The 18,671-nt window shown below is 38.8% G+C and carries 16 protein-coding genes; 6 read left to right on the top strand and 10 right to left on the bottom strand.

The genetic code is table 11. The annotated features are described in order from the left end of the window. The 3 genes from CW745_RS02525 to leuC form a co-directional block, all read right to left on the bottom strand. Nucleotides 1-1,530, bottom strand: coding sequence for an alpha-isopropylmalate synthase regulatory domain-containing protein (locus CW745_RS02525; RefSeq protein WP_101106938.1), 1,530 nt, complete (start codon nucleotides 1,528-1,530; stop codon nucleotides 1-3). 135 nt (nucleotides 1,531-1,665) lie between these two features. Continuing rightward, complete coding sequence (leuD, locus tag CW745_RS02520; protein WP_101106937.1) at nucleotides 1,666-2,286, bottom strand: 3-isopropylmalate dehydratase small subunit; 621 nt, start codon at nucleotides 2,284-2,286, stop codon at nucleotides 1,666-1,668. Between the two features lie 10 nt (nucleotides 2,287-2,296). Continuing rightward, complete coding sequence (leuC, locus tag CW745_RS02515) at nucleotides 2,297-3,694, bottom strand: 3-isopropylmalate dehydratase large subunit (protein WP_101106936.1); 1,398 nt, start codon at nucleotides 3,692-3,694, stop codon at nucleotides 2,297-2,299. Nucleotides 3,695-4,025: 331 nt separating this feature from the next. Between leuC and rnd the strand changes: the two genes are divergently transcribed. From rnd to CW745_RS02500, 3 genes are read left to right on the top strand one after another with little or no spacing between them, the layout of a single operon-like run. After that, nucleotides 4,026-5,135, top strand: a complete 1,110-nt coding sequence (gene rnd, locus CW745_RS02510) for a ribonuclease D (protein WP_101106935.1) — start codon at nucleotides 4,026-4,028, stop codon at nucleotides 5,133-5,135. 55 nt (nucleotides 5,136-5,190) lie between these two features. After that, nucleotides 5,191-6,540, top strand: coding sequence for an MFS transporter (locus CW745_RS02505; protein ID WP_101106934.1), 1,350 nt, complete (start codon nucleotides 5,191-5,193; stop codon nucleotides 6,538-6,540). A 24-nt stretch (nucleotides 6,541-6,564) separates the two neighbouring features. Beyond that, nucleotides 6,565-7,122 (top strand): prepilin-type N-terminal cleavage/methylation domain-containing protein, encoded by a 558-nt coding sequence (locus CW745_RS02500; RefSeq protein ID WP_101106933.1) that lies wholly within the window; start codon nucleotides 6,565-6,567, stop codon nucleotides 7,120-7,122. Between the two features lie 610 nt (nucleotides 7,123-7,732). On the opposite strand, the gene CW745_RS02495 is transcribed toward CW745_RS02500, so the two are convergent. The 5 genes from CW745_RS02495 to pomA form a co-directional block, all read right to left on the bottom strand. After that, entirely contained in the window at nucleotides 7,733-9,841 is a 2,109-nt protein-coding gene (locus CW745_RS02495) for a transporter substrate-binding domain-containing protein (RefSeq protein WP_238596657.1), read from the bottom strand. A 123-nt stretch (nucleotides 9,842-9,964) separates the two neighbouring features. Next, nucleotides 9,965-10,819, bottom strand: a complete 855-nt coding sequence (locus CW745_RS02490) for a PA4780 family RIO1-like protein kinase (protein ID WP_101106932.1) — start codon at nucleotides 10,817-10,819, stop codon at nucleotides 9,965-9,967. A gap of 64 nt (nucleotides 10,820-10,883) precedes the next feature. Then, a complete protein-coding gene (locus tag CW745_RS02485) occupies nucleotides 10,884-11,612 on the bottom strand; it encodes a copper homeostasis protein CutC (protein WP_101106930.1) in 729 nt (242 codons plus the stop codon). A 70-nt stretch (nucleotides 11,613-11,682) separates the two neighbouring features. Then, nucleotides 11,683-12,693: a flagellar motor protein MotB gene (locus tag CW745_RS02480; RefSeq protein WP_193755519.1), complete on the bottom strand. Its 1,011-nt coding sequence runs from the start codon at nucleotides 12,691-12,693 to the stop codon at nucleotides 11,683-11,685. Continuing rightward, the gene (pomA, locus tag CW745_RS02475; RefSeq protein ID WP_101106927.1) at nucleotides 12,693-13,469 is read right to left on the bottom strand and encodes a flagellar motor protein PomA; all 777 of its coding nucleotides are present in this window, start codon (nucleotides 13,467-13,469) and stop codon (nucleotides 12,693-12,695) included. The genes CW745_RS02480 and pomA overlap by 1 nt, the downstream gene beginning before the upstream one ends. Before the next feature lie 194 nt (nucleotides 13,470-13,663). Here pomA and xseB point away from each other — a divergent pair, with 194 nt between their 5' ends. Genes xseB through dxs form a run of 3 tightly spaced genes read left to right on the top strand, consistent with a single transcriptional unit; the run spans nucleotide 13,664 to nucleotide 16,691 of the window. Beyond that, nucleotides 13,664-13,897 carry an exodeoxyribonuclease VII small subunit gene (gene xseB / locus CW745_RS02470; RefSeq protein WP_101107078.1) on the top strand — a complete coding sequence of 78 codons (234 nt, stop codon included), beginning with the start codon at nucleotides 13,664-13,666 and terminating at the stop codon, nucleotides 13,895-13,897. 8 nt (nucleotides 13,898-13,905) lie between these two features. Next, a complete protein-coding gene (gene ispA / locus CW745_RS02465; protein ID WP_101106925.1) occupies nucleotides 13,906-14,796 on the top strand; it encodes a (2E,6E)-farnesyl diphosphate synthase in 891 nt (296 codons plus the stop codon). Nucleotides 14,797-14,828: 32 nt separating this feature from the next. Then, complete coding sequence (gene dxs / locus CW745_RS02460) at nucleotides 14,829-16,691, top strand: 1-deoxy-D-xylulose-5-phosphate synthase (RefSeq protein WP_101106923.1); 1,863 nt, start codon at nucleotides 14,829-14,831, stop codon at nucleotides 16,689-16,691. Here the strand turns inward: dxs and CW745_RS02455 are convergent. Both CW745_RS02455 and CW745_RS02450 read right to left on the bottom strand, forming a co-directional pair. Then, nucleotides 16,669-18,192, bottom strand: coding sequence for an ABC transporter substrate-binding protein (locus tag CW745_RS02455; protein ID WP_101106921.1), 1,524 nt, complete (start codon nucleotides 18,190-18,192; stop codon nucleotides 16,669-16,671). The genes dxs and CW745_RS02455 overlap by 23 nt on opposite strands. Further along, nucleotides 18,185-18,667 (bottom strand): phosphatidylglycerophosphatase A, encoded by a 483-nt coding sequence (locus tag CW745_RS02450; protein ID WP_101106919.1) that lies wholly within the window; start codon nucleotides 18,665-18,667, stop codon nucleotides 18,185-18,187. Before CW745_RS02450 ends, CW745_RS02455 begins: the two co-directional genes overlap by 8 nt. Between the last annotated feature and the right edge of the window lie 4 nt (nucleotides 18,668-18,671).

Raw genomic sequence — 18,671 nt, 5'->3', positions numbered from 1 at the left:
CTATTTCGTGTGCATTTTTAAATTTATCATGCGAATTGTTGCACCAATACCCGCTAATACTTGGTTTGCATTTACACCACGTGTTGTGATCTGTTCACCATTATCTAACCATGTAACCGTACATTCTGTTAAGGCATTAGTCTTACCACCCGGTGGAATACGTAATTGGTAATCGATAAGTTCAGGGAATACAAACTGCGCTTTATCGAGTACTTTTTTCATTGCGCGGATAAAGGCATCAAAGCCACCATTACCACTGCCACTGGTTTTATAAACCTCATCATTAATGCGCACACGGATACTCACCGTTGATTCTAGCTCTAACCCTGAATTAATCGAGCAGTTTAATAACTCAACATAATTATATTCATTACGCTCTAGTAAATCCGCGATAATAAAAGGTAAATCATCGGCACTGATGGTTGCTTTTTGGTCGCCCAAACGCACAATACGTTGTAACAATTTTTGTTGCTGGCTGTCATCTAGCTCAATATCCATTGCTTCTAGGTTTTTCGCTAAAGAAGCCTTACCACTCATTTTACCCAGTGCATAACTACGTGAACGCGCAAAACGCTCAGGTGTTAACGCAGAAATATATAGTCCGCCCTTTTTATCACCATCGGCATGAATACCACTTGTTTGCGTAAATACATCAGCGCCAACAATCGGTGTGTTATCAGCACATCGCTTACCAGAAAAGTTTTCTACAAGTTGACTGAGTGTATGAATTTCGGTTTCATCAATATTTACATTAACACCCAATTTATCTTGCAGTACAACCGCGACCTCTGCTAATGAAGCATTACCAGCGCGCTCACCCAAGCAGTTCATTGTACAATGAATTGAAGAAACGCCTGCTTTTACCGCATACATTGCATTTGCTGTCGCTAAGCCGTAATCGTTATGTCCGTGAAAATCAAACTTACTTGTCGGAAAGCGTTCGGTCATATCACTCAGACTAATAAAAACTTCATCGGGAGACATCACACCAAGTGTATCTGGTAACATAAAATGTTGGATATCCAAACCTTGAAGCTTTGTTAACATTTCGTACACGTATTCAGGGCTGTCTTTGTAACCATTAGACCAATCCTCAAGGTAAACATTTACTTTTAAACCTTGTTGTTGCGCGTATTTAATGGTTTTTTTTACTTCTAAAAGGTGTTCATCTAAGGTTTTCTTCAATTGCTCACTGCAATGCTTTAAGCTACCTTTTGTTAATAAGTTTAATACTCGCCCACCAGCCTCAACGATCCAATCCACACTGCGCTTGTGGTCAACAAACCCTAATACTTCAATACGATCAACATAACCTTCTTTGGTAGCCCAATCATTAAGTTGTGCAACGGCCTCTTTTTCTCCGTCAGAAACACGAGCAGAAGCCACTTCAATACGATCAACTTTTAATTTTTGTAATAACGCCTTAGCAATACTTACTTTTTCAGCAGGAGAAAAAGAAACCCCTTGTGTTTGTTCACCATCACGTAGCGTGGTGTCCATTAGTTCAACAGTTAATGCCTGCTTTATCATTGCGTTACTCCATTAATCTTTGGCTAAAAATCTATTGCACGCTTCATTTTATTTTTTATAAATCGTGCAATAAATTCTTGTGATAAAAAAGGCGCAACAAATGCGCCTTTTTAATTAGCTTATTGGCTAACGCAATTATGCGCTAGGCCAAAGCCAAGGTAGTTTCTTTTTATTTGCTTCTTCATACGCAGCAATTTTGTCTTCGTGCGTCAGAGTCCAACCGATGTCATCTAAGCCTTCAAGTAAAGACTGCTTACGGAAAGCATCTACGTCAAAGTTGATTTCCAGACCACCTGGAGTAGTTACTTTTTGCTCAGCTAAATCAACAGTAAACTCAACACCTTCGTCAGCAGCAATTTCAGCCATTAATGAAGCTAATTGCTCTTCAGTTACAACAATCGGTAAGATTGAGTTTTTGAAACAGTTACTGAAGAAAATATCAGCAAAACTTGTTGAGATAATAGTGTTAAAACCGTAGTCAGCAATCGCCCAAGGCGCATGCTCACGAGATGAACCACATCCAAAGTTTTCGCCAGTTACTAAAATTTTAGCACCTTGAAAAGCAGGTTTGTTTAGTTCAAAATCTGGGTTTGGTGTAATGTTATCCGCAAGGTAGCGCCAGTTGTGAAATAAATTTACGCCAAAACCTGTACGCTCTACTTTTTTCATAAAGTTTTTAGGGATAATTTGGTCTGTATCAACGTTACTACGATCCATTAAGGCCGCGATACTTGTATGTTTAATATATGGTTGCATTATCTAGTTCCTATTTCCAATCACGAATATCAACGAAGTGGCCTGCAATTGATGCAGCGCCTGCCATAGCAGGTGAAACAAGGTGAGTACGACCACCCTTACCTTGACGACCTTCGAAGTTACGGTTCGAAGTAGATGCACTACGTTGTCCGTCTTTTAGCTCATCACCATTCATTGCTAAACACATTGAACAACCTGGATCACGCCATTCCCAACCTGCTTCGATAAAGATTTTGTCTAGACCTTCTTTCTCAGCTTGAAGTTTTACAGGGAAAGAACCAGGTACAGCAATTGCTTGCACACCTTGCGCTACTTTTTTGCCTTTGATAACTTCTGCTGTTGCGCGGAAATCTTCAATACGACCATTAGTACAAGAACCAACGAAAACGATATCAACGTGGATATCTGTGATCTTCTGGCCTGCTTTAAGGTCCATGTATTTAAGTGCACTTTCACATGCCGTCGCTTTAACTTCGTTATCAAAGTCAGTAGGAGCGGGTACAGAGCCAGTGACTGAAATAACTTGCTCTGGAGATGTACCCCAAGAAACCTGTGGCGCAATATCTTCAGCTTTAAGTGTGATCACTTCATCAAACTGTGCACCATCATCGGTTTTCATTGATTCCCAATGTGCAACAGCTTGCTCCCAGTAATCGCCTTTAGGTGCGAATTCACGCCCTTTTAAGTAATCATACGTTACTTGGTCAGGTGCAACTAAACCTGCACGAGCACCGGCTTCGATTGCCATATTACACAATGTCATACGACCTTCCATCGTAAGATCTGTGATTGTGTTACCAGCAAATTCCATTACGTAACCAGTACCGCCAGCCGTACCTGTAACACCAATGATTGCAAGTGCGATATCTTTTGCCGTTGAGTAAGCAGGTAATTTACCTTCAACTTTAACCAGCATTGTTTTCGCTTTTTTCTGTTGTAACGTTTGAGTTGCCATGATGTGCTCAACCTCAGACGTACCAATACCGAAAGCTAATGCACCAAACGCACCATGTGTTGCTGTATGGCTATCACCACAACAAACAACCATTCCGGGATGAACAAAACCATGCTCAGGCACAACGATATGAATAACACCGTTTTGGTCACTATCCATACCATATAAGTTAATTTCGTTCTCAGCACAGTTAGAAGTCATTGTTTCAACTTGCTTTTTAGCAATAGCATCAACAATGTTATAACGATCTTTGGTAGGAACACAGTGATCGATTGTACCTAGAATGCTGTGTACATTTCGCACACCACGGTTTTGAAGACGCAGACCTTCAAACGCTTGTGGGCTTGTTACTTCGTGCATTAGGTGTCTGTCAACAAACAGAAGTGGCGATCCTGATTCTGGCTCGTGAACTAAGTTCGCATCCCAGATTTTTTCATACATAGTTTTAGTCATTGTTTTCCTTACCATGCTATATGCATTTAACTTATGTGCTAGACAATCTGCTTAATCCAACAACCCGTTGTTGAGAGCCATTATCAAGCAGGCTTATTTAGTATTTTTAAAAAAAGTTATTCTAATTGAAAGGGCTCAATCTCACAAGATAGTGACTCAAAAATCGCTTCTATTGCATAGTTATTTACGCAAATTGCATAAATTCAGCTTAAGTTAATAACAATGTGGTGATTATTTCCGCTAACTCAATGATAAAAGCATAATAAAAATGGATGATTTTTTAATAAGTCCGTAATATTAAGCTTCATTCATCAATTCCCTTGGAGCAACAATGCAATTTGAAATGGTCACAACACAAGCACAACTCGATGCTTTTCTTGCTTCTCTCGATGAAACACCTATCTGTTTAGATACTGAATTTGTACGAACACGTACTTATGTTGCAAGACTAGGGTTACTTCAACTCTCACAAAATGGTCGAATCACATTAATTGATCCTATTGCAGTACCCGATTTAACCGCTTTTTGGCAAGCATTAGACAACAAACAATGCATACTTCATGCAAGTAGTGAAGACTTAGAGATAATACGTCAGCATAAAGGTGATCTAAACTTCACTCTTTTTGATACACAAATCGCCTGTGCATTTTTAAATTTAGGTGCTTCTCTGGGTTACGCAAAAATGGTAGAAATACTCGAAGGTATAGTTGTAGACAAAGGAGAGTCTCGCACTGACTGGTGTAAGCGCCCTTTAAGTGAAAAACAAGTAAACTATGCGGCAGCAGACGTCTTACACTTAACACCTTGTTTAGCCAAACTTAAGGAACAACTCATTGAGAAAAAGATGTATCGTTTCTTCCAAGAAGAGTGCCAAACAACTTTAGATCTTAAAATGAAAAAACAAGATCCTGAAAAAGCTTATAAGTCATTAAATAACCTTTTCAAACTTGATAGGCAAGGCATTGCTACTATTCAAAAGCTCGCAAAATGGCGATTACAAACAGCGCAATCACGTGATCTTGCCCTTAACTTTGTCGTTAAAGCTGACCACTTGTGGCTATTAGCACATTATCGCCCATCGAGTATTGAAGATTTACGCCGTTTAAATTTAGGGCCCAATGAAATCCGCATACATGGTAAAGCAATTTTAGCGATTATCGATTCTGTAAACGACCAAGATCCGAAAACATACCCACCTCTCGTATCGCGATTAGTGGACTTCCCTGCTTATAAAAAGACTTTAAAATCGATGCGTGATGTGATTCAAAAGTCTGCTGACCAACATGCTTTACCGGTTGAGCTAATTGCATCTAAACGCGTTATTAATGAGTATTTAAGTTGGCTGTGGAAACTCAATGATGAACAGAGGCAACATGCAGAAAAACCCAAATTATTAACCGGCTGGCGCTTCGAATTAGTGGGTCATCAGTTTAAACACTAATTTTAATAACCGTTTCGTTTTATGTTATTTCCTCCTGAATAGAATATAGAAACCTATGCAACCAACTCAAACTTGGCTAGAAAGTTGTAAAATTTACCTAGAAAAAAGAGTCGCAGTCCTTTTCTTTCTCGGCTTTTCAGCCGGATTACCCATTTTATTGGTTTTTTCTACCCTGTCATTCTGGTTACGAGAAGCAGGTGTCAGTCGTGCCAGTATCGGATTTTTTAGTTGGATTGCGCTTGCCTATGCATTTAAATGGGCTTGGTCACCTTTTGTTGACCGGTTATCAATTCCCCTTTTAACAAATTGGCTTGGTCGTCGGCGGAGTTGGTTGTTGCTTTCACAATTAGCGATCGTTTTATCATTAATCGGCATGGCAATGAGCGATCCACAAGTGAATCTTTCTCTTTTTGCTATTTTTGCCTTAATTGTTGCTTACAGTTCTGCAACACAAGATATTGTCATCGATGCTTACCGTATTGAGTCTGCGCCAGAAAGATTTCAAGCAGCAATGGCGGCTGCCTATATGACAGGATACCGCTTAGCAATGATCATGGCTGGTGCAGGCTCGTTAGCCATTGCGGCTTGGGCAAGCCCAAATGATGCTTATCAGCTCAGTGCATGGTCCATATCTTATTTTGTAATGGCTGCGTGTATGGGAGTGGGTATCATCACTACTTTTGTGTGTCATGAGCCAGATTATCAAAACAAACAGAATGAAAAGCTCCGACAAGTTGAAAGTACACTTAAACACCAACACCTACCTGCTCCTTTAGCACGATTTCTAGCTTGGTTAGATATTGCCATCATTGCACCATTTCGTGACTTTTTTGGGCGTTACGGTAAACATGCATTATTGATTTTATTATTAATAGGCACATATCGTATCTCTGATATTGTCATGGGTATCATGGCTAACCCATTTTATGTAGATATGGGTTATACCAAAGGTGAAGTGGCGGCTATTTCAAAAGTCTTTGGTGTCGCAATGACTTTGCTTGGGGCTGGTTTAGGAGGCATATTATTAACACGCTATAGTACCTATTCTATTTTATTTTTGGGAGCTTTTTTAGTCGTCGTGACTAACCTAATATTTGCAGTTCTTGCATTTATAGGTAAAGATCTGGTGCTACTTACAGTGATCATTTCCATGGATAATATCAGCGCAGGTATTGCGACCACTGCGTTTATTACCTATATATCAAAGCTCACTAATATAGAGTTCTCAGCGACACAATACGCTCTTTTTAGCTCCATGATGCTTCTCTTTCCTAAATTTATCGCCGGCTTTTCAGGTGTTTACGTAGATAGTTTTGGTTATGTTAATTTTTTTATCGGCTCCGCACTAATAGGAATACCCGTACTGGCATTAATTATGCTCCTTAAAAAAGTGATTAATGATTAAAGATTAAAGATTAAAGAGAGTTAAATGCAAAAATACCAAGGTTTCACGTTAGTAGAGCTTATCGTTGTAATTATAGCAATCGCTATACTCGCAGCGGTCGCTATTCCAAAATTTATCAACCTCGCTGATGATGCCAATTTAGCCACCATGAAGGGGATGCAAGGCGCAATAAGAACTGCACGTGATATCACCTTTTTTGAAGTGAAACTTAACCCCGATGATTTAAACGGAAATGGGAATCGATATACACTCAAAAATGGCCAACAAATTCGCATACGAGGTACCTACCCAGATGGACGTTGGTCAAATACCTTTATCTATTTAGTTGATATATCAGATATTACTTTTTCAAACCAAAACCTTTGTGATGCTGAAACTACTTGGTGCGTAAGACACAAAGGATCTGGTTGGTTCACCAGTCGTGGACTTAGTAATATCAATGGTGGGCGCGGATTTGTAATTTACCCTAATGGCTTTAACCTAAATCAACAAGCATGCTATCTTTATTATTATACCCCTAATGTTGCAAACCCTGTTGAAACATTAAAACCAATTGTCGATATAGATAGCAGTGAATGTTAATGCCTTCTTCACAACATGTATAGTGCCGTCTAGTTTTTTTTATTTAACCTTATAGTAAATCCACTAAATAACTGATCAATCTTATTGGTTAAAAGAAGCTATTTCAGCGTTAAAAATTTCGTAAAGGGAACAACCATTTTCATCAATTTTTTCCTTGAACTAACTCCTTTTTCCTGCGTAATAATTGTTCACTCTATTAGCGGAATTGGTATTATTGTTCTTGATAAACGTGGTGAGATTATAGTAAAGAGAATAACTAGCTGATCGACTTTACTGCTTAAAGTAACTTATATCATTCCGCATAATATTGTGTTCAGCGCTTGTTGAGGAAAAATGATAGAGAGCAAGGAACATGATTGACTAATAGCTAGGGACTGTTGCGATTGAATGCAACGCAGTTATCTATTTCTTTTGACCCACAAGTTAGATCTGATAATTATGCAGATTGGTATTATCTCGTCGCTTAATTTTGACCAATTTATGGCACTTTGAGCAATAACGTCGAAATAAGGTGCTTTGGTCACCCTAAGATAATTTAATGAAACTGAAGCCTCTGTTGTTGAAATCGAAGGGGGATTTACTGCATAAATACCCCCAATTATCGCTGGGCCTAGTCTTTAAATATATTCTGATAAGTATCGAAGCGTCGCTTTATTTCACGTATGTAAGTAACAGGCTCCTGACCACGGACATAGCCATATCGTGCTTTAGCTGCATATTTGGGTTGCGACAACAGTAGCATCGCTTTTTCAACATTATCAAACCAAATATCATCACGTAACCCTTTTTGCCTAGCAAGTCGCATCGCATCACGGACATGACCCGCTCCTGCATTGTAAGAGGCAAGTGTGAACCAAATAAGCTGATCTGGTTGCACATCATCAATCTGCATACGCTCTCTAACCCAATCCATATATAGCACGCCAGCTTTGATCCCCTCTTCCGGGATATGAACATTCTTTATGCCTAATTCTTTTGCAGTGCGAGGCATTACTTGAAATAGCCCTTTAGCACCAGCGATTGAGGTCGCTTTAGGATTAAATCGACTCTCCTGATGCATCTGTGCAACTAATAAACGCCAATCAAAGTCATACTCTTTTGCGTAAGGTTTAATTATTTCATCAAAGGGGGATAAAATTCCCGTTTCTTTCATTTTTGCATAATCGATATAATGCTTTTCTAAACGCTTGGGATTTTTAAAATATTTGTTGTAAATAACATTATAAAAAACCCCTTTATAATGTTTTTTAATAAACTGGTTAGTTTTTGAAAGCAGTACTTTATTACCTGATTTTATTACCCAACTTTGCGCTTTAGGCTCTCCTATAGCCATTAAAGATTGAATATCATCGCGATAGGTCATTTCAAGATCAACAATATGACTATCAGCAATTGTATGTTGATAATTTTTGTTACCTACATTATTAATTATTGATTCAGTTTCTTGATCTTCAGGCACAGCCGTTAACTCAATGTTGGCGTTTTTTAATTGAAGTGCTAAAGCAGTTTGCCAATAGGAACTTGATCGTCTTACATGAATTTTAGATTTACCTAACTCACTAATATCTTCTATCTCAGGAGCACTCTGATGTGCAATTAACAACTCTGAAGCATAGTGATAGGGCCTTGAAAAACTAATGCCTTTTGCTTTTCGTTGCTCCGTAGGCGTTATAAACCCAAGCGCAATATCTGCTTTGTCTTCAATGACATAATCTATCAATGAAACATTATCTGGAGCGACAATTATTTCAAAACGTAATTTATGCTCTTTAGCAAAACGTTTTGCTAATTCATAATGAAAGCCGAGTAGTTCACCACGCCAAATATAATAAGAAGATAAATTATTTCGCAATACAAAGCGTACCGTTTTGCTTTCTTGTATCTGTTGCCACTGGGTTTTAATCGAGCTTTTACCTTTAACCGTTAATGTCTGCTCTTTTAAAAAACGGTTTAACTGTTTGCGTAGTTCTGTATTGTCAGGTGCGATTGCCCAAGCAATATCGTGTTTGGCACTTGCCTGTAAACTTTTCTTTATATCATCACGGTAGCCTAAGGCTGATTGGATTAAGTTGTTATCCTGAATTGTTAAGTCATATTCACCACTGGCTAAGCGGTCATAGATTTGTTCATTGCGAATGTTATTGGCGATATATCGTAGTTTTAGTTTCGGATAAGCTTTTTGTAACCCTTTAGCAGTCACCTCATAACTTTTACCTTTTTGAAGTACTATTTCTCTGCCATTCAAGGATGAAGCATCTTTTAAAGGAGGGCTATTTTTTCCGACTAAAATATATTCGTTGGTTTCAAGAAAAGGATCGCTAAATGCAACTTGTTTTTTCCGCCCACTTGTAACAGTTAAATTGGCGGAGATAATATCGCCTTCACCAGCAAGTAATTTAGGGATCAATTCTGAAAATTTATCCACTTTAATGTTAATAAACTCAAGGTCATGTTTCTCTGCAAACTCTTTAAGGTAAGTTAATTCAAGATCCTGTGGGTGCCCTGAGCGAGGTAAGAAGGTCTGCGCACCTGACCAAGTTAATACAGACAACTTTTTTCGTTTATTTAAAGGATTATTTTTCTGTTCCTGTTGTATTTTTTGCGTGACATCTAATGCTTTAGTTGTCATGTTCTGGGAGGGTTTCAATAAGTGAAACGATAAAAGAATAGCGATAGCAACTAATCCGAACGCATACAGTACATTTTTATTTATCTTCACTTTGCCACTCCCTGTGAGCGATTTAAATTAACGAGGGCCTGTTGAACTTTCGAGTTTATTTTTACAACAGTTTGTTCGCAATTTGCAGGCATTGACTAGGTCAAGGCACTTTTACCTAGGTGTTTAGGACACCTCATATGTTGCAATTCTTTGTTGATTTTCTTCATGTTCATTTCGTGCAGCTTCAATTTCATCAATAATATTATTAACATCAGTGGTTGTTTTTTGCTCAACAAATTTACCACTTAGCTGGCTATCACCGGATAACTCTCCTGCTTCATATAGTGACCATATCTCTTTACCGTATTGGGTTTTAGATAACTCCGGTGCAAATTGTGAGAAATATGTCGTCATGTTATTAACATCTCTAAGTAACATGCTTTTAGCGTTATTATTAGCAGCAGCGTCAACGGCTTGCGGAAGATCAATAATAACGGGGCCCCATTCATCAACTAAAACATTAAACTCAGAAAGATCGCCATGTACAATACCTACAGATAGCATACGAACGATATGTTGCATAATATCTCGATGATCCTCAATAGCCTGCTCTTCAGACATTGAGACATCATTTAAACGTGGCGCGGCAAAGCCTTCTTCATCGGTGATCAATTCCATTAATAGAACACCTTCGAAACATCCAAAGGGTTGAGGAACGCGAACCCCTGCATCTGCAAGTTTATACAATGCATCTACTTCTGCATTTTGCCAGACCTCTTCTTGTTGTTGCCTACCAAATTTAGAGCCTTTTTCCATTGCTCGCGCACGTCGCCCATTACGCACTTTACGTCCTTCGTTATATAAGACAGCTTGTTTAAAGCTTCGCTTACTGGCTTCTTTATAAACTTTTGCACAACGAATTTCATCACCACATTGAACGACAAAAACAGTGGCTTCTTTACCGCTCATCAACTGACGTAATACTTTGTCAACGAGGCCATCATCAACGAGAGGTTGTATTCTTTTAGGTATTTTCATATTCACTTTTGGGTTACGGGGCGTATGCGCGGAAGATTATACTTTTTTGTGACTTACTAAGCCATTAAAAACCTTGAATCGCTTGTTTTACTGTACTTATTTTATCGGCAGAAGTTACGCTAATTTTCATAAATTCAGGAAGATAACCACAATTTAATATATTTTCCATCTGGCTAGCCCGGCTTACTTTTCCTGAAAGGTGTACTTCACTCACGCCAGTATCTTTAATTATACCCGCGACATTGTTTGCATTGATCCCAGCACCTGCCATGATAATTAAACGTCCTTGGCTTTGCGAAACCATGCTTTTAAGGCAGTCAGCACCAAGTTCAGCATTACTTGCAAGTCCTGAGGTCAATACGCGATCACAACCTACAGATAAAAGTGTATCAATCGCTAAATGAGCATCTTCGCAACAGTCTATGGCACGATGAAAAGTGACCGATAAACCTTCAGCTGCGCGCATTAAACTCTTCAATATATCTACATCAATTTTCGCTTGCTTATCCAGAGCACCAAAAACAACACCATGCATTCCATATTTTTTGGCAGTGTGGATCTCATGCAACATCATCTCTACTTCATGACTTGAATATAAAAAATCTCCATCTCTTGGACGTACCATGACGTTAACTGGAACTGAAGCATGTTTCATTACTTGGGTGATTAACCCTGAACTTGGACTTAATCCCCCTAATGCCAATGCACCACATAATTCAATACGATCTGCACCAGCCTGTTGGGCTGTAAAAAGGGATTCAATATTATCAATACATACTTCAAGATTTATCATAAACTTACTCATATTAGAAACAACATCTGTGGCCTTAATTAAGGCTTATTAAAACATTCCTTGTCCTCTATTAATTTTCAGAGACCCCTATCTCTTCACTTTCTGAAGCTTGACCTTGCATGATCATAATTTCAACACGGCGATTTCTTCGCTTTTCGCTGGCATTCGCATTTTCGGTCAGTGGCTTACTATTTGCGTATCCGACAACAACCAATTTTTTGCCACGAATTGCACGTACATTGAGCATTTCATGGGCAACTGATACGGCTCTTTGTGCCGAAAGATCCCAATTTGAACGATAAAGCTCAGATTGAACTTGCTCATTATCTGTGTGCCCTGAAATTGTGATCACACCTGGGACATCTACCAATATTTCAGCTACTTTGCGTATTACTGGTCTAAACCTAGGCTGTAAAAATGCTGATCCAGATGGAAATGCGCCCTTTTCTCGTACTCGAATAATCAACTGTTGCCCTAACGCTTCTATCTCAATGGCACCATCTTCAATTTCTTCACGTAACTCTTTAGCTACTTTTTTTGCTAACCCGTGTTGCGCAGAAACACCCGGTGCAGGGTTAAATTCTTCAAGTTGAGATTCTTTAGATTCACTTTGTTGTTCTTGTGTTGGCGCTTCCTCTTTTTGCCCTTCCGAATCTGTTTCTGATTGCGCCTGACTTTCAGACTGCTCTTCAATTTCTTGTGGAGATGCCACTTTCCTAACTTTAACGTTCTCTTGACCACCCACTCGACTAGATTCCCCCTCTTGAAAATCTAATTTAGCTTTTGTCATCTCAATTGTTTGTTGCATGATCACTTCAATGGGGGTCGGATCCGGTTTTCCCGGCGTAAATTCTTGCGCAATAACAGAGGTTCCTTTGGGAATATCTTTAACTTCAAGCATTGATTGCACACCAAAGGCATATTTCATCGAGCCCGCAATCTGCTTAAATTTTAATACATCCATTTCAGAAAATGATAATAACAATACAAAGAAACACATTAACAGTGACATTAAGTCGGCAAAGGTTCCCATCCAAGCAGGGAGTCCTTCGGGTGGACACTTACACTCTTCTTCAGCCATTATTCTTCACCGCCTTCGCCAGCCTCACCACTACCACGTTTAGACTCAGGTAAGTAATTTCGAAGAACCCCTTCTATCACACGAGGATTTTGTCCATCCTGGATACCTAGAACCGCATCTAAAATCAAACTACGGTTTAGTTTTTCTTCTTCTGCACGCAATTTAAGTTTGTCTGAAACAGGTAATGCCATCATATTGGCGATAATCGCACCGTAAAGCGTTGTTAATAAAGCAACAGCCATTGCAGGACCAATTGACTTTGGGTCATCCATATTAGATAACATGGCAACTAACCCAACAAGCGTACCAATCATTCCCATTGCAGGGGCGACATCACCAATTTGTTTAAAAATATCAGCCCCCCTTTCATGGCGCCCAGCAGTTAAGCGGATATCATTTTCAAGTGTTGCGCGTACAACATCTGCATCATGGCCATCAACGAGCATATCGACGCCTTTTTGCATGAATGCGTTACTAATTTCAGCCTCTTCTAAGGCTAAAAAGCCACCTTTACGGGCGGCATCCGCCATCTCAACAGATTTACTGATCAACTCTTCTGGTGAATCTGTTTTAAACATAAAGGCTTTCATTGCTATTTTAATCGCACCAATAAACTGCCCCATATTGTATTTCATCATAACCACAAATGCGGTACCACCAAATACAATCAATATCGAGACGACATCGATAAACATTTCAATGGTGCCACCAAGTAACATCGCCATAATAACAAAGCCAAATGCACCTACAATTCCGATCAGAGTAGCTAAATCCACAAAATATTCCTTTAATTAAAACGAGTTAAACTGATAATTGAGATTATAGCTTTATATCGACACTTTGCAGTTATTCATTAGCGATAAACAAAAGTTTCCATAACAATGTCACTGTTTATAAATAATTTATCCTTTGCTATTTGACTTATTGCCTGTGCAGGGTACCCTTGAAAAAAATTTTAGAGATTGAAAATATGGCGTTAAAAAAACCTGAAAACATGCAATATGAAGAGGCGATTAATGAATTAGAATCGATCGTTAATCATCTTGAAGCTGGTGATTTACCTTTAGAGGACGCACTCAAACAGTTTGAACGTGGTATTTCGCTAGCAAGAAGTAATAGTCAAAAGTTACAAAAAGCACAACAGCAAGTATCTATTCTGATGCAAAATGATACTCAGTCTTCTCTCCAAGAATTTAGTGAATAAATATTATCATGACACCACTTTTAGAGACAATTACCTATTATCAGCAACGTGTTAATAATAATCTTAGCCAATATATTAAAGTAGAAAACCCAACTTCTTCTAAATTGAATGAAGCGATGGCTTATGGTGCTCTCTTAGGGGGTAAACGTATTCGCCCTTTTCTTGTTTACGCGGTTGGCGAGATGTTAGGCTCAAGTAAATTAACACTCGATCCACTCGCCTGTGCGATTGAATCCGTACATGCTTACTCTTTAATTCACGATGACTTACCTGCAATGGATGATGATGCATTGCGCAGAGGTCAAAAAACTTGCCATATTCAATTTGATGAAGCGGCAGCTATCTTAGCGGGCGATGCCCTGCAAACCCTTGCCTTTGAGATTATATCGCAACCGATTGATGGGCTTAGTGCTAATACACAGTTAAAAATGGTCAATATATTAGCTAAAGCATCCGGTGAAGCTGGAATGTGTGGAGGGCAATCATTAGATTTAGAAGCTGAAAACAAACAAGTTGGTTTGAGCAGTTTAGAGAAAATTCACGCAGCAAAAACGGGCGCATTAATTGAAGCTGCTGTGACACTAGGTGCACTCAGTAATGAGCAATTACCGCCACAACACTTGCTGTTATTACAACAATTTTCTTCTTCAATCGGACTTGCCTTTCAAGTACAAGACGATATTTTAGACATCATCAGCGATACTGAAACACTTGGTAAACCACAAGGTTCTGACATAGCACATCAGAAATCTACCTACCCTGCATTACTTGGTTTAGAGCAAGCGATCGCAAAAGCAACATCGCTTTGTGAAGAAGCGCTTCATGCTTTGACACAATTGCCTTATAATACTCAGTTACTTGAATCGTTTGCATTATATATAATTAAACGAGATCGTTAATCCCATTTCCCAGATAAGCGCGACAAACTATTATGCCTTTAGATCTTAAAAATTATCCGTTACTTACCAATATCAATTATCCTGAAGATCTGCGCTTATTAAAAAAAGAACAATTACCCGAATTTTGTAACGAATTGCGCCAGTTTCTATTAACAAGTGTAAGCCAAACAAGTGGCCACTTAGCATCAGGACTTGGGGTTGTAGAGTTAACTGTTGCCTTGCACTATGTGTACCATACTCCCTTTGACCATTTGATTTTTGACGTCGGCCATCAAGCCTACCCGCATAAAATTCTCACTGGTCGTCGTGATAAAATGGACACCATTCGTACCTTTAAAGGTTTACACCCTTTCCCATGGCGCGAAGAAAGTGAATATGATGTATTGAGTGTTGGTCACTCTTCGACATCTATTGGTGCCGCACTAGGGATGGCTATTGCAGCTGAAAAAGAAGATCAAGGAAGAAAAGTAGTTGCTGTTATTGGTGATGGCGCGATCACCGCCGGTATGGCTTTTGAAGCGATGAACCATGCGGGCGCCATTCATAATGACATGTTAGTTGTATTGAATGACAATGAGATGTCTATTTCTGAAAATGTAGGAGCACTTAATAACCACCTTGCTAAAATTTTATCCGGTGACCTTTATACTCAACTTCGCGAAGGTAGTAAAAAAGTACTCTCAACTATGCCCCCTATTAAAGAGTTTGCTAAACGTACTGAAGAACACCTTAAGGGTATGGTCTCACCTGCCACTATTTTTGAAGAGTTTGGCTTTAACTATATCGGCCCGATGGATGGGCACAATGTCATCGACTTAGTCGATACGTTACGCAATATGCGTAGTCATAGTGGACCACAATTTTTACATGTAATGACTAAAAAAGGTAAAGGTTACAAACAAGCTGAACTTGATCCTATTGGTTACCATGCTGTACCTAAATTTACGCCTGATCAAGACCTTCCTAAAGCAGCGCCGACCTCACCGACATTCTCACAAATTTTTGGTGATTGGTTAAATGATATGGCCGATAGTGATGAGAAGTTAACGGCCATTACACCAGCAATGCGTGAAGGCTCAGGCATGGTTTCATTTTCAAAACGCCATCCAGATAAATACTATGATGTAGCGATTGCAGAGCAGCATGCAGTTACATTAGCAACAGGAATGTCTATCTCAGGTTTAAATCCGGTCGTCGCAATCTATTCCAGTTTTTTACAGAGAGCCTATGACCAACTGATTCATGATGTCGCAATACAAAACCAAGGTGTATTATTTGCTATCGACCGCGCCGGTATTGTAGGGGCCGATGGGCCAACGCACCAAGGCGCCTATGATTTAAGTTTTTTGCGTTGCATCCCTAATATGACCGTAATGACTCCTTCCGATGAGCAAGAGTGCCGTAATATGCTCTATACCGGACACATGCTCAACACCCCTGCTGCAGTCCGATATCCTCGAGGAACAGGTACAGGTGTAGCATTAGATAAACAAATGAAAGCGCTTGAAATTGGCAAAGCCAAAATAGTTAGGGAGGGAGAAAAGCTAGCTATTCTTTGTTTTGGTACACTATTACAACAAGCAATCCCTGTCGCAGAAAAACTAAATGCGACTCTGGTCGATATGCGTTTTGTTAAGCCTTTGGATAAAACATTACTTTTGCAATTAGCACATACTCACCAAGACTTTGTTACTATCGAAGAAAATAGCATTGCTGGTGGAGCTGGCTCTGCGGTTAATGAATTTATTATGTCTCAAAAAATTAATCGCAGTGTATTAAACCTGGGGTTACCGGATAACTTTGTTGAGCAAGGGACCCAACCAGAAATCTATCATCTCCTACAACTTGATAGTGACGGTATTGAGCAACAAGTTAAGGCGTACTTTTCTTATTAACTGTTAATAGATGCCAGTAAGGAATCGCGTTCACTGAAAAAACAGTTTGTAGATCAAACTGTTTATCGTTTGCCCATACCTTATTTCTTGAAAAGAGTGGCATAATATAATCAGACAGCTGGTAACCTTCGAATAGCATAATTTTTTCGTTCATCGTTAAGCTTCGCTTTTGCTTATTAAAATGTGCGTTTATGTACCCTGATAATAAGCTGTTGCTAAAAATATCATGGTAAACATTGCCCTCTTCAACAAGATCAGATTGCCAGACAGAAAGCGTAAAATCATGATTAAATTGGAATAGATTCCACTCTTTTTCTGTTTCTACTTTTATTACTTTTAGTTGGATATCAACTTTTTTAAACATATTTATTAAAGCAAAAGCGACTTCATCGGTATAACTATTCGGATCACTTTTCACTAATAATGACATCTTTTTAGGCGCACCAATTTTGCCTAATAAATACTTTGCTCGTTTTGCATCATATACTGGTGCGACGCCTTGTGAAGTATCTAACCTAAACCTATCATACACTCCTCCCGTACCGTATAGAATATGCTTTAAGATACCACTTTGATTGATAGCCAAATGAATCGCATTACGTGCAGTTTGACGATTAAAAAGATCGTTATTCAACTCATTAACCGTTAAAAATAGGGCATTCGCTCCACGAGCTTGGTAAACATTTTTGTCTTCTAAAAAATTAACTGAATTAATATTTTTACTAGATACACTTTCACTAATATCAATGTCATCGGCTAATAAAGCATATAAACGCGATTCAGGGGATTTTATTTTTACAAAGTTAATAGTTTTATACATTGGCTGGTTTTGCCAATAATGTGTATTGGCTTGCACACGTAAATTAACACCCGAATAATAGGAAGCAACCTGATAAGGACCCGTCCCTGAAAGAGGTAAACTTGTTATTGGCGGTGATAATGCACTTTGCGCAACATTATGTTCTATTTTATTTTTTTGATAATAAGCACTATCTAGTACAAATAGGTGTGTTAAATAATCGAGCAATTGAGGCTGTGTTAAAGAAGTTTCTATATCCAGTTGGTAACGATTAACCGGCGTTATTTTTATTTTATGCTGTAACTTTCTTTGTAAATATTTATTGTTCAACGCTTGTTGAAATGACCACTGTACATCTTTACTTGTTAGCACATTTCCAGAGTGAAAATAGATGTTCTTTTTAAGGTAAAAACGCGTTTTATTTTTATTTATCGTTTTCAACTTAGCAAGTAATCGATATTCTAGTTTTCGCTCTTGCCCCCAGCGTACCAGCGGATCGAAAAATAGGTGACTAAACTGATCTTGTAAGGCATCCGTTGCATAAGGTGATAGTGAAATGGGAATATCAGTCACGGCTATTTGCACTACTTTTTGGTTATGTAATTCTGTGTCTATAATCGCGGCATTCAAGCCTGAAAGACTCAAAGCAAAGCATAAAACGATAGCTTTAGAAAACAATAGAAGCAAAATACGCTTACCCATAAAAATAAATAAGTCCCTGTAAAACAATGGCGGCAAAAACACCTGCGACAATATCGTCGATCATAATACCAAAACCACCTTGCATTTTTTTATCTAGCCAGCTTATTGGCCACGGTTTTAAAATATCAAAGAAACGGAACAATATAAAACCAACAATTGCCCACTGCCAACTAAATGGCACGCAAACCATGGTGATCCAATAACCAACAAATTCATCCCATACTATCGCTTTATGATCATGTACTCCCATATCGCGACTGGCAACATGACAAAACCAAAAGCCTAATAGGCTACTGATGATCAATACCGTGACATATACTTCAAGCGATAAGAATGAAAGAAAATAATACAGTGGCACAGCTGCTAATGTACCAAAAGTACCCGGCGCCTTATTTGGTAAGCCACTACCAAATCCCACGGCAGCTAAATGGATCGGGTTAGTTAGTTTTAAGCCTTTTAAATCTTCACGTTTCATGACA

The organism is Psychromonas sp. psych-6C06 (genome assembly GCF_002835465.1).
GTDB lineage: Bacteria > Pseudomonadota > Gammaproteobacteria > Enterobacterales > Psychromonadaceae > Psychromonas.
Note: the sequence above shows the minus strand (reverse complement) of the source record. Positions and strands in the feature narration are given on the sequence as shown.